A 17,411-nucleotide genomic window follows, 5' to 3' on the forward strand; every position below is an offset into this window, starting at 1 on the left:
CAGTCTTACTATTGGCATCTTATTGGAAGACTTAGCATAACCGTTGTACCTTGTTGCTCCTCCGATTCGAAACTAATATGTCCACGATGCTCTTTAACGATGGCATAAACCAATGACAAGCCGAGGCCAACGCCCTCTCCTGGCTCTTTAGTGGTGAAAAAAGGATCTGTAATTTTTGAGATTAACTCCTTCCTAATTCCGCAACCGGAATCCGCTATCACAATTTGAACATTGCTTTCCTCAACCTTGGTTGTAATGGAAATTTCCCCTTTACTTTCTATAGATTGATCTGCATTGAAAAGAATATTGAAAAACATCTGATGCAATCGGCCCTCATTTCCTCTAATTGGAGGTAAGTGTTCGGAATAATTTGTCTTTACAATTACTCTATCTACAAATCGCTGCTTAAGCATAAATAGGCAATTATTAATTATGCTATTAACATCGCATGTGTTTGTATAGCTATCGGTTTCTCTGCTAAACTGATCCAAAGTTTGAATAATATTAGTAACCCGAACCACACCCTCAACAATAATGTCTACCAATGGCATTATATCCTTTTGGTGTGATTGTAGATTTTCATTCACATACTTCTCTAGTAAAGTAATTCCTCCATGAATAAAGTTTAAGGGATTATTTATTTCATGAGAAATTCCTGATGTAAGTACACCAATTGTGGCCATTTTTTCTGACTGAATAAGCTGTATCTGTGTGCTTTTCAATTTTTCCAGTGCATACTCTAACTGCTTGTTCTTATCGTGTAACTCTTTAGTTCGATTTTTAACCCTACTTTCTAAGACGGACTTATCGTTCCTTAGGCGATATGTCCGATATCTTATGTACAAAAGAATTAAAAGAACAAGAACTACTGTTTGTACAATAATAAACCATGCTCTTTTCCGAAATGGTGGTACAATATGTATTTGGAGTTCAACAGGTTCTTCGTTCCAAACCAGATCGTTATTGCTCCCTTTAACCTTAAATGTGTACTTCCCAGGGTTAAGGTTGGTGAATGTTACTGAATTATCTGTCCCTGCCTCTATCCATTCATTACTAAACCCCTCAAGGGTATAGGCAAATTGGTTTTTTTGAGGATTAGTAAAATCCAACGAGGCAAACTCGATGGAAAAAAGGTAATCTTTATGCGTGAGGGTAATACTATTGTCGAAATGCAGATTATGTACAAAAGGGATTAAAGAGTTTTCCCAAATTGATTCTGACAAAACCTTAAAATCGGTGATTGTAACCTTGGGAATATATGGATTTTTTGTAACCTGCTTAGGATGAAAATATGTTAGAGCTGCATTCCCGCCAAAGTAAAGCTGACCTTTAGAGTTTTTATGAAATGATTTTCTATTAAACCCATTGACTTCAATACCATCGTCATAGGAGAACGAAATAAAACTACTATCGACAAGAGAATATCTATACAGCTCACCAGTGGTAACAATCCATAAATTTTGGTAATCATCCTCAAGCATCCCAATAATAGTTTTACTCTTTAGCACCTGATTGTTAGGGTGTGGTTCTGCTAATCGATTTTCATTGTCCAGCTTTAGCAAACCCCTTGATTCTGTTCCAATCCAAATATCACCTTGGCTATCGCAGAAAAGAGCCATTAGGTTTAGGGTTTTTAGAAAGTTAAGAGGGTTTCCTACATTAGGGACAAAATGTGTAAACTTCTCATTTTTAGGATCAAATTCATACAAACCACTTTGGTAAGACCCTATCCAAATTTTACCCTGCTTATCCTGAATAATTGAATTAACATAATTGTCGTTAGTTTGAAAAGTATGATTAAATGGGCTATGCCTGTATGACCTGAAAGTATGGTTTGATTCATCCCCAACCAACTTGTTCAGCCCCTGAGCTGTGCCAATCCATAGCTGGCCCTCATTGTCCTGGAAAATGCAATTAACCTGATTACTGCTTAAGCTCGATTTATCGCTAGGGTCATACAAATAATTTTTGTAATAAAACTCACCTCCCCGCCTCTCTATCCTGTTTAACCCTCCCTGATAAGTACCTGCCCATATCACCTCATTTGAATCCACTAAAACGGACCATACCCTATTGTTACTCAAACTATTTTCCTTCCCAGGGATATTTGTAAAATGGAGAAACTGTTCATTCTCTGAGTTAAACTGCGTCAATCCACCCCCATCGGTTCCAATCCAAATGCTACCCTTACTATCACTTGCAATAGCCATAATATTATGCTGAGGCAAACTATGCTTCGCTGTTGGGTCGTGCCTTATGTTATTGAATTTCCTTGGTTTTAAATCTATTTTGCTCAAACCGCCTCCACGGGTTCCAATCCATAGAACCTTTGAGTTATCTTCAAACAGGTACTCAATTCGATTGCTGCTGATGCTAAAATCGTTGTTAGGGTCATTCTTGTAGTGTGTAAACCTGCCTGATATTGCATCAAACTTGTTAAGCCCTCCCTCATAGGTTCCTATCCAGAGATTTCCATTGGAATCTTTTAAGATGCAATCAGCCTTATCATCACTAATGCTTGACGAATTGTAAGGATTATGGGTATATCGTGTAAAGGTATTGGTAGTTGGGGCGAAATGATTTAATCCTCCACCATGAATAGCAATCCATATCGTTCCGTCATCATTGGCAATCATATTTTGAATGAAATTGCCGCTAAGGCTATTGCATGTATTAGGGTTATGGGAATATCGATGAAAACTCTCATTAGCAGAATCAAAACGGTTAAGGCCGTTTTCTGTTCCAAACCATAGGGTTCCATCGGGCGTTTCGCACATACAATTGGCTCTATTCCCACTCAGGCTATTTGGATCCTTCTCTGTATGATTAAATCTTGTAAAATTCTCACTATCTGGGTTATACCTATTCACCCCTCCATCAGGTGTTCCAAACCATAAGTCGCCCTTGCTGTCTTCGAAAATGAAAATTATCTGATTATTGCTTATTGAATTTGAATCGTTGGGTAAATACGAAAAGTTTTTGAAGGTATTAGTAACAGGATCGTATCTATCAATGCCTCCACCAAATGTGCCAAACCAGTAATAACCTGACCTGTCTATTAGTATCTTACCAAAATTACTGGTCGATAAAGAGTTACTATTTTCCACTTCATTTCTAAATACCTTAATCTTCTTACCATCATACCTATTAAGTCCGTCCTGGGTTCCAACCCAAAGATATCCGAAATTATCCTGTACAATAGCGTATACATTATTGTGAGAAAGACCATCCCGTACTGTTAATCGACTAAATTTTAAATCTGTGCTCTGTGAGTAGCTATTTGTTGCAATAATGCAAACCAGAAAAAAGAATAAGTATTTAGGAAACCGGAACCTAGTAATACTGCAACGAGAGGTCTTCATAAAAGGCATATTTTAGTCATATCTAAATATATGGTAAGATTAGGATAGTGAATGATATTACTGTATAAAAAAAACTATAAATTCAGTACAGATTTCATATTCTGGGTTTTAATAGGCAGTTTTACCCCTATTTTAATAGATGTACACTTTAAAAGTGATTTCTTTTGTATACAGCAATCGTACCCACCCAGAACTTTTATCCCAAGATGGAATATTAATTTCTAACTTTGTTGTCAAAATTTATGAGAAACTTCTAATAGTATTTTATGAAAAAACCCGACGAGGCCTTTTTACGCCTACTTAATATAATGGAAGAACTTCGAGAGAAGTGTCCTTGGGACAAAGAACAAACCTTTGAAACCTTACGCAACCTTACCATTGAGGAAACCTACGAGCTGGCCGATGCTATTCTGGAGAACGATTTGGAAAATGTTAAGAAGGAGCTGGGCGATTTGCTGCTACACATCGTTTTCTACTCCAAAATTGCCTCGGAAACCAATACCTTCGATATAACCGATGTTATCAATCAGCTTTGTGACAAACTCGTTTATCGACACCCCCACGTATTTGGCACCACTGAGGTGAATGATTCGGATGAAGTGGTGAAGAACTGGGAACAGATAAAAATGTCGGAAAAGCAGGGAAATAAAACGGTGCTTTCGGGCGTACCCAAATCGCTTTCGGCGCTCATTAAGGCCAATAGGATTCAGGAAAAGGTACGTGCCGTTGGTTTCGACTGGGAGGAACGCCATCAGGTTTGGGACAAGGTGAGCGAGGAGTTCGAAGAGGTAAAACGAGAAATTGAAAAAGACGACAGCAATAGGATTGAAGCCGAATTTGGCGACCTGCTATTCTCCGTGGTGAACGCCGCCCGGCTTTACAATATCGACCCCGAAACGGCTCTGGAGCGCACCAACAAAAAGTTTATAAAACGTTTTGGTTACCTCGAGAGCAAAACCATTAAGGAGGGACGCTCGCTAAAAACCATGACCCTTGACGAGATGAACGAGATTTGGGAACAAGCCAAAGCATTCGACAAACCCTAAGCACTACTATGCTTCAATTCGTTGTTAAAAGATTTTTGTACAGTATCCTTGTGGTTTGGGGCGTGGTAACGCTGGTGTTTATTCTGTTCAACCTAATTCCAGGCGACCCAGCCCGAATGGTAATGGGGCAAAGAACCGATGAGGCCTCGCTGGCCGCTGTTCGTCGCGATCTGGGGCTCGATAAGCCCCTGCCCTACCAGTACTTAAAATACATCAACGACCTATCGCCCGTATCAATCCATAATCACAACAACCCCAATAGCTATATCTACCTCGATAGGTCGGTATACTCCATTGCCACAACCATTAGGCTTAGCTCATCGAGAGCAATTGCAGTTAAGGCGCCATACCTACGGCGCTCGTTCCAAAGCGGAAAAACCGTAACCGCCATTATCTCCGAAACGCTTCCCAACACCTTTATCCTTGCCATTACCGCTATGGTATTTGCCACCATCATAGGCATTGGGCTGGGTGTTGTAGCTGCGCTAAAAAAGGATACATGGATAGACAGGACCCTGCTCGTACTCTCAGCCTTTGGTATGAGCGTACCGTCATTCTTTGCCGCCATTCTTTTTGGCTGGCTTTTCGCATTTATGCTAGGCGACTTTACAGGGTTAAACCTAACGGGTAACCTTATGGAGGTTGATAATTTGGGCGAAGGGATGCACCTCCATCTCAAAAACCTAATCCTACCAGCATTTACGCTGGGCATTCGGCCACTGGCCATTGTTACGCAGCTATCGCGAAACTCCATGCTCGAAACGCTTTCGCAGGATTACATCCGCACGGCCAAGGCCAAGGGGCTTACCTTTACCAAAGTGATTTGGCGGCACACCCTGAAAAATTCGTTAAACCCAGTGGTATCGGCCATATCGGGGTGGTTTGCCTCACTAATGGCCGGCGTGGTTTTCATTGAGTACATCTTTGGATGGAAGGGGTTGGGCTATGTAATTGTTGAAGCTCTTAACAGCTACGATGTTCCACTGGTACTTGGTTCGGTAATTACGCTATCCATCGTATTTGTGGTGGTCAACTTTTTGGTTGATATAGCCTACACGTACCTCGATCCAAGAATACGATTGTCGTGAGCCTAACCGAATGAATTTATTCGTATTTTTGATAAGATTGATTTCCTAAAAAAATATTTATTTACCGACATAAAAATCAAAAGAAATGAGAAAACAGATTGTTGCAGGAAATTGGAAGATGAACACAACCCTTGAGGATGGCCTAAAGCTGGCCGCACAGGTAAACGAGCTTTCACAATCGCTACCCCAGGATGTTGAGCTTATTATTGCCCCTCCATTTACACACCTACATACTCTGGCAAACAAGCTGCAGGGCGGTAAGGTTAAGGTAAGTAGCCAGAACTGTGCGGCTTGGGATAAGGGTGCATATACGGGCGAAATTTCTGTTGATATGATTGCCTCAACCGGTGCCAGTCACGTAATACTAGGCCACTCGGAGCGTCGCGAATACTTTGGCGAAACCAGCGAAATACTTCTTAAAAAAGTGAAGCTTACGCTCGACAAAGGGTTAACCCCCATCTTCTGCTGTGGAGAAGTGCTAGACGAGCGTGACGCCAACAGACACTTTGAGGTTGTTCAAACTCAAATAGAAGAGGTACTTTTCAACCTCACCGAAGGCGAGATGAAAAATGTGATAATTGCCTACGAACCCGTTTGGGCCATTGGTACAGGCCGAACCGCAACGCCAGAGCAGGCGCAGGAGATGCACGCACACATCAGAAAATGCCTAGTGAAAAAGTTTGGCAATGCCGTTGCCAATGCCACCAGCATACTGTACGGCGGTAGCTGTAAACCCGACAATGCCGTGGAGATTTTCGCCAAACCCGATGTTGATGGCGGGTTAATAGGTGGAGCATCGCTTAAAGCCGAGGATTTTATTGCCATAGCCAAATCATTTCCCAAGTAAATGAAGTACACCGAGGTAGCCATACAGCTTACCCCATACAGCCCGCAGGCAGCAGAAATTATAACTGCCCTGCTGGCTGAGCTGGGGTTCGACAGCTTTACTGAAAACCCTGAGGGCTTAACGGCTTACATCCCAACCCATCTATACAACGATGCAAGCCTGAATAGTTTTTTCAACGATTTAACCCTTGATGTAAAGGCTGTTTACACGGTTCAACATATCGACGACCAGAACTGGAACAAGCAGTGGGAATCGAACTTTGAGCCCATAACCGTTGAAAATCTCTGTAGGGTTCGCGCGCCATTCCATAAAGCCCAGGAGGGCTTTGAGCTGGAAATTATTATTGAGCCCAAAATGGCCTTTGGTACTGGCCACCACCAAACCACTTGGCTAATGACTAGGGAGATCTTCTCGCTGGATATGAAGGGGAAATCGGTACTCGATATGGGCAGCGGAACGGGCATACTGGCCATTGTGGCCGAAAAACTTGGTGCAGCCCATGTTAAAGCTATCGATAACGATAGCTGGGCATACGAGAACGCAAGGGAGAATGTGGCTGCTAACAACTGCTTCAGAATTGATGTGGTGCTGGGTGACGCTGCCGCCATTGGAAACCAGAAATTCGATGTAATTCTGGCCAATATCAACCTCAATATCCTCCTAAACGATATGGAGCGATACGTACAAAGCCTAAATCCCGGTGGAGTGCTAGTCATGAGCGGCATACTAACCGGCGATATCGCTTCCATAGAGCAAGCCGCCAAGCAGCATGGACTTACTCCGGTGCAAAGCAAAACCAAGAACGACTGGGCCTTGGTGCATACCAGAAAAACTAGCTAATGCATTAGACAGATGAAACTATCCTTCCTGAAAAACATTGCCATAAGATTAGCCATGCTCGCAATCCTTACAGGTGCCTCGGCAAAAGGCTTCTCACAAAGGATAACAACCTTCTCTCCTGAGTTGGAACTTTTCGCTACTGAGCTCGAGGGTTTGGTAAAAAGCCAGCTGGAAAAGGATGATGAAGATCTGCCTGAAAGGTTTGCGCTGATGTGGCAATCGGACACATTATCTACAGACCAAAAGGGAAAGGTAGTTTCAATAGCCAACGATATTCTAAAAAAAACAGGGGTAAACACCACGCCACTTATTACCTACGCTAAAATTCTGATGCTTTACACCCAAAGCCAAAAGTTTCAGAACGAGGTTGACACATGGCTTTTGGGTGCTGAAGCTTTTGCCAAAACCGACAACCTGCCCATTTCATGGATTAGCAGATTTCTCGACAACTCCTTGGCCCTGTTCACCCGTGGCACGTTTGCCATCAATCCAGCCTTTGAGTGGAAAGCTAGCAACCAGAATTTTAATTACAAGTTCGACCAAACCCTGACCATTAGCTTCTTCGATATCGACCTAGTATGTACCAACAACAACGACTCCATTACCATTCATTCAACCCAAGGCGTGTATTTCCCTCTTGAGGACAAGTGGATTGGTAAGGGAGGAAAAGTTACCTGGGTAAGAAGCAGGTTACCCACTGACATAATATTTGCAACCCTTGACAACTACAAGCTAAACACCACGCGCAATGAGTACGAGGCCGACTCGGTGATGTACACCAACCTCGATTACTTCGACAAACCCTCGATGGGCCGCTTAAAAGATAAGATTACAAGAGCTACCAATCCACAAAACGTGAATTACCCCGAATTCTACACCTACGAGCTGCGCCATAAAATTACTGACTTTTTTGATGGTGTTGATTTTGATGGGGGTTACTACATGATAGGTTCGCAATTTATTGGTAACGGTACCCGAGAGCAACCTGCCATCATCGAAATAAAGCGCGATAATGAAGATTTTCTGAGGGTCGAAGCCCAAACCTACATTTTCCGTCGGCAAACTGTTGTATCGGACTATGCCCGGGTGCGGTTTAAGCTGCAAAGCGACTCGCTGTACCACACTGGACTAGGTTTCACCTATAACGATCAGGCCAAGCTGGTTACCATTGCCCCCACAAACCTGCTTACCACCCAAAGCCCAATACTTAGCACCTATCACAACTTTTCCATAACATTTGCCCAGCTACAGTGGCGTGTTGGCGAAAACGAGATGTCGTTTAGCGCCCCCATGGGGTCAGCTCAAAGTAGAGCCATTTTTGAGTCGAACAACTTTTTTAACGAGGAACTTTTTGATGAGCTCATGGGACGCGACGAGCAGCATCCCATCTTTGCCGTATCGAACTTCACCAGCCGCATCCGCTCAAAGGAGTTTAAAGTTGATGATTTTGCCCGATACATCCGTAAAAGCCCCGAACAGGTAAGAATTGCGATTATGCGATTGGCCATGCAGGGCTACCTGCTATACGAGTACGAAACGGGCGACGTGTTTGTGCTCCCCAAGCTTTACGATGCCATTAGGGCCAAGGGGAGATTTATCGATTACGATGTGCTCAAGTTCAGCTCCTACGTTGAGAGTGGTGCCAATGCTAAAATCGATCTCAATAGTCTTGAGGTGGCCATACGTGGCGTAGAGAACGTGTCCATTAGCGATTCGCAGAATGTATTCCTTTACCCTGCCCGACGAGAGTTGATACTTAAGAAGGACAGGAATTTCTCTTTCGATGGAATGGTTGATGCTGGTATGTTCAGGTTCTACGGTAGCAATTTCGAGTTCGATTACACCGAGTTTAAGGTGAACTCGGAACTTATCGACTCCCTTAGGCTTAACTACCAAACCGACGACCTCGACTTCTACGGCCGACGTATCCTAAACCGGGTTACCAGTACGCTTGAGGTAATCGCGGGTGAGGTGCTTATCGATAAGCCTAATAACAAATCGGGGTTAGCAATGAACGAGGAGTACCCAATTTTCAATAGCAAGGGCTACTCCTTTGTTTACTACGACGATAAATCGATACATAACGGGGTGTACGATAGAGAAAATTTCTTTTTTAGATTAGACCCGTTCACATTCTACAGCATAAACAATTTTGAGATTGAGGATATGGTTTTTGCGGGCACATTCTACTCCGCCGATATATTCGCCCCAATGCAAGACACCCTACTGCTTAGAGCCGATAACTCCCTCGGGTTTCGCCGAACATTCCCCACTGAGGGTTACGCCATTTACCAAGGTAAAGGCCGATTCTACAATCGCATCGACCTGAGCAACAGGGGGCTGAAAGGCGTTGGTCGGTTTGAGTACATCACCTCATCAACCTCATCGGATGACATCAATTTCTTCCCCGATTCGCTAGCTACCATGAGTACCGAGTTTACCATTGCGCAGCAAAACGATGGCATTCAGTACCCCGATGTGAAGGGTAAAGTACACTCGGTGAAATGGTACCCCTACCAAGAAAAGCTATACGCGTACAAGGGCCGAGAATCGTTTAATATGTTCAACAACGAGGCAAAGCTCTTGGGTAACCTAACCCTTGAACCACTTGGACTAGTGGGCGATGGACTAATGGATATGCACAAGGCACGATTAACTGCCAACAACTACCAATTCAATGCTTTGGATTACAACACCGACTTGGCCAATGCTGAGTTCAACGTGGTGTCGGCAGAGGAATTGGCATTCACTGCACCACAGGTTAAAGCTTATGTTAGCTTCGAAACCCGCCATGGAGAGTTCTACAAGGTGAACGAGAGTATTGCTGCCGATCTGCCCCCCATGATGTACAAATCGCTTATCGACAAATTTGTATGGGCAATTGACGACAACTCCTTAACCATAGAAACGCCCGATAGGCAAAGAGATGTGGAGCTCGGAAAGGTAAATATTGCGGGAATGCCAAGAGGCGACAAGCAGCTCGACGGGTCGCTCTTCTACTCGCACCATAACGATGAGGACTCGCTGTACTTCTTCTCGCCAAAAGTGAAGTATAACCTTAGCAAACCCCACCTAACGGCCGATTCGGTGAAACATCTACTAGTTGCCGATGCACTGATTATTCCAGGGAAAGATCCCATTGAGATTGATGCGAAGAATAGGATGTTACCCATGGATGGTTCGCAAATATTTGCCAATCAGACCCAGCGCTACCACCATTTTTACGATGCCCGTACAAGGGTTACTAGCCGCAAACGATACTCTGCAAGCGGTACCATCGATTATGTTGATGAGAACGACTCCATACAACCCATTTTTCTGAAAGAGATTAAGGTAGATAACCGAGGGAACTCCTACGCCGAAACGAGCGTAACTGAGCCCGATAGCTTTAGATTAAGTCCGCATTTTGGTTTTATTGGCGATATGGCAATTTCTGCACCCGAAAAGCATTGGACATTTCATGGTGGTGCCAAACCACTACACCCCTGTAGCCAAATAAATTCAAGTAATATTTACTTCAACGCACAACTCGATCCCCAAAATATCTACATACCAGTTCCAGAGCTTCCGAGAAACCTAAATCAGAATATACTTATAAACGGTAGCGTGGTAACGGTTGATTCGATTCACCTTTACCCTTCGCTACTTACGGGGAGGAAAGAGCATACCGACCGGACGCTGGTTTCGGCCCACGGCTACATCCATTACAACAAAAATAGAAACAGGTTCCTCATTGGGTCAAAATCGAAGATAATGGATCCCGACACTACGGGGAATCTTATTAGCTTATCGAAAGATTTCTGTATGCTGTTCAGCGAAGGCGAGGTTAAACTACCTGTAAACCTTGGCCAGATTAAGCACACCACGTCAGGTAGCCTTACCCATATTTTGGCCGATAGCATCCTGAATATGGATCTGGTACTTGCGCTTAGCTTTCACTTCAATCAGCTATCGCTTGAGGCCATGGCCAACGAAATGGCTACGTTACCTGAGCTAAAAACGGTTGACCTTAACCGAAAAATTTACCACAAATATCTTCACCAAGAGCTCGAAAAGGGTGAAGCCCAAACGGCAAAGAATCAAATTAATCTGTTTGGCGCCCCAACCCAAATTCCAAAAGGGATAGAGAGTTCACTTACATTTGCTGACCTTAAGATGACCTGGGATCAAAAGAACACCTCGTTTGTATCGAAGGGTAAAATTGGAGTTGGTACAATTGGTGGAATGCAGGTTAATAAGTTTGTTGATGGGTTTGTAGAGATATACAAGCGGAACACAGGCGACTGGATGATAATTTACCTGGAGCTATCGCCCGATAAGTACTACGTGTTCTACTACGCCAGAGGAGCCATGCAGGTATCGTCGCATAACCCACTATTTACCGACCCCATTAAGGATATGCGCACAAGAGAGAGAAGAGTCCGTGTTCCGGCAGGACAAATTCCATACAACTTTGTGGTGGGTACCCGCCGAGAACTGCAAAGGGCACAGGAGCGTTATAACCAGCTACTGGGAAAGGATGTGGAGAACGTAGAGCCGACTGAGGGAGAACCTCAAGAAAATGTTGAAGAAAGCACTGTGGAAAACATTGAGGAAAATGCGACTGAAACATTGCAGGAAGAAGAAGAAACTGAAAGCCCACCCCGAGATATTAACGATATTTTAAATGTGGATGAAAAAGAAACTAAACCTTAAAGGCATACTACTCCTAAGAAAAAAGAAAGAAACCCAAATTTCAGAATATAATAATGAAGAATCAATCTGCTTGAACTGCAATACCAAGCTGGTTGGTGGGTTTTGCCATAATTGTGGGCAAAAACATATTAACATAAAAAAGCCGCTTTTACAGGTGATGGCTCCATTGTTCGACTCACTGTTTTCGCTCGATAATACGCTGCTACGTACGTTGCCACCACTTTTTGTCAAGCCAGGTCGGCTATCGAAGGAGTATATAAATGGCAAAAGGGTTAGGTACACCGCACCCCTTAAGCTTTTTATGTTCTCATCATTACTTTACTTCTTTTTGCTGGGTATGAGTGAAGGAAAAACTTCTGTTGATTACAGTATTGAAACAGAAAAAGCAAAGGAAGAGCTTGCGAAGGCCGATTCGCTGTTAAACACCCTAGAGCCAGAGCATATTGCCCATAAGGAAACGATAGATAATTACTTCAACGAGAAAGCGCAGCAAATTATTTCAAACCCCGAGAAGTATAAATCTAGAGTGTTTAAGGCATTATCGTACATGTTTTTTGCACTAATGCCCTTGTTTGCGTTACTGCTCATGCTTTTAACTCGGAAAAAGAAGAGGGTTTACATCGAGCACTTGGTTCATTCGGTTCATATACACACCTTTGGGTTCTGCATTTTCTCTATAGTGCTGATAATAGAACTGATAATAGGACGCAGCAGCTCAATAGTTTACCAGGGAGCCGTTACCATAGGGCTAGTATATCTTATGCTATCCATAAAAAGATTTTACCATACCGGCTGGCTATACAGTGTCTGGAAATCGACTCTGCTCCTATCGGCCTATAGCGTAATTTCTATTATTGTGATGGTTAGCAGCCTAGCTGTTGCAATACTGCTATAACCTCTATTTTTCCAGTCGGTTAGGGGTTAGGATCGAGGTAACTCATAAATCTCCATATCCTTCATGTTGGCTCCATCAATGGTTAGCCTTACCGCCGTACGAACCTGATGAAAACCCGATCGACCTGCTGCACCGGGATTGATATGCAGCAGCTCGTACTTCTTGTCGTAAATCACCTTAAGGATATGGGAATGGCCACATATAAAAAGCTTGGGCTTTTGCGCTTTAATAAGAGCAAGAGCCTCCCTCTCATAGCGGTTGGGGTAGCCCCCAATATGTGTCATTAGCACGTCCACCTCCTCACATCGAAACTGGAGAACTTTAGGGTAGGCTGATCGCACCTTAAAATCATCGATATTACCATAAACAGCCCTGAGAGGCTTGAAGCGAGCAATAGTATCGGCCGTTTGAATGTTTCCAATGTCGCCAGCGTGCCAAAGCTCATCGCAAGAGGCAAAAAACGTCTCCAGCTTTTCGTCCCAATGGCCGTGCGTATCGCTTAAAATCCCAATTCGTTTCATTCTTTTGCAATATTAGCTACATTTGCGCAAACGCAAAGATAGATGCATATTTTCTATATTCCACAGATTTCGGATAATAGCATTGTGCTGCCTGAGGATGAATCGAAGCACTGCGTGCGGGTGCTACGACTTGGAGTTGGCGATACCATAAATATTGTGGATGGCCATGGCACCATGCTAACCTGTAGCATAACCGATCCCCATCCAAAGCGATGTGCTGTTGATGTAATTGAGACAAAGCATCAATTTGGCAAACGAAATTTTTACCTGCACATAGCCATTGCCCCCACCAAGAATATTGATAGGTTTGAGTGGTTCCTCGAGAAGGCCACCGAGATAGGAATTGACGAGATTACTCCATTGCTCTGCGAGCACTCGGAACGTAAAACCGTGAATATGGAGCGATTGGAACGGGTTATTGCTGCAGCCATGAAGCAATCGATAAAGGCCTACCTACCCAAGCTAAACCCGCTAACACCATTTAAAGACTTTGCTGCCTTGGAGTTCGAAGGGCGCAAGCTAATTGCATACTGTGGCGATTTTAATGAGCCCCACGCCAAAACATTAATAACAAAGGGCGATAACGTAATGATGCTAATTGGCCCCGAGGGCGATTTTAGTCCGAATGAAGTTGATATGGCTTTACAACAAGGATTTACATCAACAGGGCTAGGCCCCTCGCGCCTACGAACCGAAACGGCAGGCGTGGTGGCTTGCACCATTGCTAACCTTAGAAATCAGGAGTAGCGCTACTTCTCGAAGAACTCCTCGGCACCCGGAAAATTTAGCTTCTGCTTGGCCACCTCGGGCGGAAAAACAAAGTACTGCACCTGCGCCTCGGCGCAAAGCTCATCCTTTGCATTAAAAAGTTGAGTTTGAATATTGGCCAAACGTTTCTCCGAGCTAACAAGCCAAGCTTTTAGCTTAAGAGGACCATCGGAAATATGAGCTGGTTTCTTGTATCGTATTTGCAGCTGCGAGGTAACACCTCCTGTCCCAAGAATGGTATTTACAGCCCAACCACCAATCTCATCGAGCAGAGTGGCCTGAATCCCGCCATGCACAACATCGGTATAACCCTGAAAACCCTTATGGGGCGTCCACTCAGCATATAATATCTTTTCAACCTCATCAAAAGTAAAGCTTAACCTTAGACCAAATGGATGGCTTGGATCGCAGCCTAAGCACCCATATCCCTCATGTCCCACGTAGGGGTTCCGAACCTTTTTCATAAGTACTGATTTGCTGCAATATTAGCACTTTTGCGAAAAAGGAACAAATTGGGTGATAAGTAGCCCACGCTCCTGCCCTTTGAGCTTTCGACACTTGACCTTTATGACTAGTTCAAGGCAAACTCTCAGTTTTAAACGCAAAGTCACAAAAACGCAAAGCCTTTTGCTTAAAAACAAAAACCTAAATTTTCGACTTTCAGACCCTTCGACGAGCTCAGGGCATACTTTCGGCTTTGATACTATCGACTTTCAACTTTTGACTTTCAGACTTTTGACTTTCAGACTTTCGACTTTCAGACTTTCAACTCTCAGACCCTTCGACGAGCTCAGGGCAAGCTTTTAGACTTTCTACTTTCTACTCTAAACTTTAGGCACTTCCTCCTCCCCCCTCCTACTCATACTTCAGTGTCTCCACCGGATTAGTTCTTGCTGCCCTAATGGTTTGAACAAAAACAGTTGCAAGGGAAACCATAAGGCTAAATGCAGCAGCAAACGCAAAGACTAACCAAGGGGTATCAATCCTGTATGCAAAATTCGATAACCACTCATTGGCAAAATACCAAGCAACTGGCCATGATATTAGCGTTCCAATAAGTGCCCACTTGGTGAAATCGACTGAGAATCTAGCCACGATGGATGATGTGTTGGAGCCAAGCACCTTTCGAACACCAATCTCTCTCATTCTATTTTCTAACATAAAACTCGAAAGGCCAAGCAGTCCAAGGCACGAGATAAATATGGCTAGGACGGTAAAGTAAATGAATAGCTTGCCAAAGCTATCCTCTGCCCTATACTGATTCGCTAGGACATCACTTACAAAACTATACCCAACCATTGGGTTACCTTCATACGTTTGCCAAATCTGGTGAGTTTTATCTAACCCCGATTGCACCATACCCTGCTTATACCGTATATGAATATTTGGATTCCAATATGAGGCGTGGTAACTAAATGGAAGAAAAACTATTAATGGTTCAATACTTTCATGAAGCGATCTGAAGTGAAAATCCTTTACCACACCAACCACAGTGAACTCCTTCTCTCCGCCCCTAAGTACTTTCTTACCTATGGGATCGTCCCAGCCTGCTAACTTAACCAAGGTCTCATTTACTACTGCTCCATCCTCATCGGTAGTAAAATCCTCTGATAAATACCGCCCATACTTTATCGATGTGCCTATGGATTGTAAATAGGTGTGGCTTGCCGCTAAGGCTCTAATCATCAAATGATTCTCCATCCCCTCAACCACATATCCATTTTGGGTGAAGCCATAGCCTAGTGGCTGATTTGAAACATCAGCAACCTCAACTTCGGGCAATTTCATCAGCTCTAAAATAAGTCTATCTGCTCTTTGCCATTTATTTTCGCCCGTAACCCTTACAGTAAGAAGATTTTGGTCATCAAAACCCAAATCCTTACTCTTAATGAAGTTCAGCTGTAAAAACACAATTGCTGTAGCAATAACTAGCAGCGATGAAACAGCAAACTGTAAAGTTACCAATAGGTTTCTGATCGTTGATTTTGATTTCACACCACCAAAATCGGCTTTTAAAACCCTTATTGGCTTGAAGGATGACAAGAAGTAGGCGGGGTACAATCCTGCCAGAAATCCGAAAACAACTACAAATAAGGGGATAAATGCGCTAATAATAACTGCCTGACCCTGATACAGGCTTAAACTTAAGCCTAATAAATTGTTGAACCCAGGTGTTAGCATTTCTACAACCAGCAGACTCAAAAAAGCGGAGACAAGCCCAAGTAGTATTGACTCGCCAATAAACTGTAATCGAACCAATCCTTTTGATGCTCCAACTGTCATCCTTAGTCCAACTTCTTTAGCTCGACGAGTACTACGCGCCGTTGTTAGGTTAACAAAGTTGAACCCAGCAATGAAAAGGATGAATAATGCAATGGCCGATAGCAAAAGAAGGGTTTTGGCTACACCTGGTTTTTCATACATCAGGTTGTTGTACAGGTGCACATCTCTAATTGACTGCAAACCCATATCAAATCTAACATTTACCTGAGCCATTTTTTGATTAATTCCCTGGTCTGCAAAATCGTTCGACTTTTTAACAACTTCGTCACTATTTACCCCCTTACTCAATAGCATAAACGTGCGGTAGCTAAAATTCCCATCCCACTCAGTCATTATACCGCCTTTAACTTTATATAATGTTGAGAAAGATATAAAGCCGTTGTACTTTAACCGCGTGTTGGTTGGGCAGTCCTCCACTACACCAGTTATCGTGTAAGGGATCTCACCCTCGAGCAGAACTACCTTTCCTATTGGATCTTCTGCTCCAAAAAACGAATTGGCTAGGCTTTCGCTAAGCACTAACGAAAAAGGCTCCCTAAGCGCCTGTTTTGTATCGCCTTTAACTAGCTCGAAATCGAAAAAATCCCAAAGGGTTGAGTCAGCATACATCAAATGGCCCGAGGATATAAACTTGTTATCAACCATAAAGTTACCCCCACCTCCTCCTATTCTTAATATTTTCTCTACTTCGGGGATATAATCTAAAAGATCCTCTCCCATCTTTGGAGTTGTAATTGGTGTATTTTCAAGCAACTCCCCATTACGCTCCATGCCAACCGTCAGCTGATAAATTTGGTGAGAATTCTTATGAAACCTATCGAAACTCACCTCATGATTGATGTATAATGCAATGAAAATGCAGCATGAAAAACCCAGAGTAAGGCCTAATATATTAAGAATAGTAAACCCTTTGTTTCGATAGAGAACCCGTAGGGTAGTTTTGAGGAAATTTTTAACCATCTCTTTAATAATATGAAGTTATCAATTTCAATTATCAATTCGTATACCACACATCACACTGCTCTGTATATCATCATTATAACAACATAGCATTAAAATTATTACA

The 17,411-nt window shown here is 43.2% G+C and carries 11 protein-coding genes; 7 read left to right on the plus strand and 4 right to left on the minus strand.

Annotated features, from left to right (window positions below):
- Nucleotides 1-8: 8 nt before the first annotated feature.
- The gene (locus G8O23_RS05360; RefSeq protein WP_166362556.1) at nt 9-3,362 is read right to left on the minus strand and encodes a two-component regulator propeller domain-containing protein; all 3,354 of its coding nucleotides are present in this window, start codon (nt 3,360-3,362) and stop codon (nt 9-11) included.
- A gap of 266 nt (nt 3,363-3,628) precedes the next feature.
- On the opposite strand from G8O23_RS05360, the gene mazG reads away from it, so the two are divergent.
- The 6 genes from mazG to G8O23_RS05390 all read left to right on the plus strand — a co-directional run bounded on the left by mazG (nt 3,629) and on the right by G8O23_RS05390 (nt 12,773).
- Nucleotides 3,629-4,408, plus strand: coding sequence for a nucleoside triphosphate pyrophosphohydrolase (gene mazG, locus G8O23_RS05365; RefSeq protein ID WP_166362558.1), 780 nt, complete (start codon nt 3,629-3,631; stop codon nt 4,406-4,408).
- An 8-nt stretch (nt 4,409-4,416) separates the two neighbouring features.
- Nucleotides 4,417-5,496, plus strand: coding sequence for an ABC transporter permease (locus tag G8O23_RS05370; RefSeq protein ID WP_166362560.1), 1,080 nt, complete (start codon nt 4,417-4,419; stop codon nt 5,494-5,496).
- A gap of 85 nt (nt 5,497-5,581) precedes the next feature.
- A complete protein-coding gene (gene tpiA / locus G8O23_RS05375) occupies nt 5,582-6,343 on the plus strand; it encodes a triose-phosphate isomerase (protein WP_166362562.1) in 762 nt (253 codons plus the stop codon).
- Nucleotides 6,344-7,183, plus strand: a complete 840-nt coding sequence (gene prmA / locus G8O23_RS05380; protein WP_166362564.1) for a 50S ribosomal protein L11 methyltransferase — start codon at nt 6,344-6,346, stop codon at nt 7,181-7,183.
- 12 nt (nt 7,184-7,195) lie between these two features.
- Nucleotides 7,196-11,878: a hypothetical protein gene (locus G8O23_RS05385; protein ID WP_166362566.1), complete on the plus strand. Its 4,683-nt coding sequence runs from the start codon at nt 7,196-7,198 to the stop codon at nt 11,876-11,878.
- A complete protein-coding gene (locus G8O23_RS05390; protein WP_166362568.1) occupies nt 11,856-12,773 on the plus strand; it encodes a DUF3667 domain-containing protein in 918 nt (305 codons plus the stop codon). The genes G8O23_RS05385 and G8O23_RS05390 overlap by 23 nt, the downstream gene beginning before the upstream one ends.
- Before the next feature lie 26 nt (nt 12,774-12,799).
- Here the strand turns inward: G8O23_RS05390 and G8O23_RS05395 are convergent, their stop codons facing one another.
- Nucleotides 12,800-13,294 carry a metallophosphoesterase family protein gene (locus G8O23_RS05395; protein WP_166362570.1) on the minus strand — a complete coding sequence of 165 codons (495 nt, stop codon included), beginning with the start codon at nt 13,292-13,294 and terminating at the stop codon, nt 12,800-12,802.
- Nucleotides 13,295-13,336: 42 nt separating this feature from the next.
- On the opposite strand from G8O23_RS05395, the gene G8O23_RS05400 reads away from it, so the two are divergent.
- On the plus strand, nt 13,337-14,041 hold the full coding sequence (locus tag G8O23_RS05400; protein ID WP_166362572.1) for a 16S rRNA (uracil(1498)-N(3))-methyltransferase: 705 nt from the start codon (nt 13,337-13,339) through the stop codon (nt 14,039-14,041).
- Between the two features lie 2 nt (nt 14,042-14,043).
- Here G8O23_RS05400 and G8O23_RS05405 read toward each other — a convergent pair whose 3' ends face one another.
- Together G8O23_RS05405 and G8O23_RS05410 are read right to left on the minus strand one after the other, a co-directional pair.
- Nucleotides 14,044-14,526: a PaaI family thioesterase gene (locus tag G8O23_RS05405; RefSeq protein ID WP_166362574.1), complete on the minus strand. Its 483-nt coding sequence runs from the start codon at nt 14,524-14,526 to the stop codon at nt 14,044-14,046.
- A gap of 391 nt (nt 14,527-14,917) precedes the next feature.
- A complete protein-coding gene (locus tag G8O23_RS05410; protein ID WP_166362576.1) occupies nt 14,918-17,305 on the minus strand; it encodes an ABC transporter permease in 2,388 nt (795 codons plus the stop codon).
- Between the last annotated feature and the right edge of the window lie 106 nt (nt 17,306-17,411).

This window comes from Perlabentimonas gracilis, assembly GCF_011174675.1.
In the GTDB taxonomy this organism is placed as follows: Bacteria; Bacteroidota; Bacteroidia; order Bacteroidales; family Tenuifilaceae; genus Perlabentimonas; species Perlabentimonas gracilis.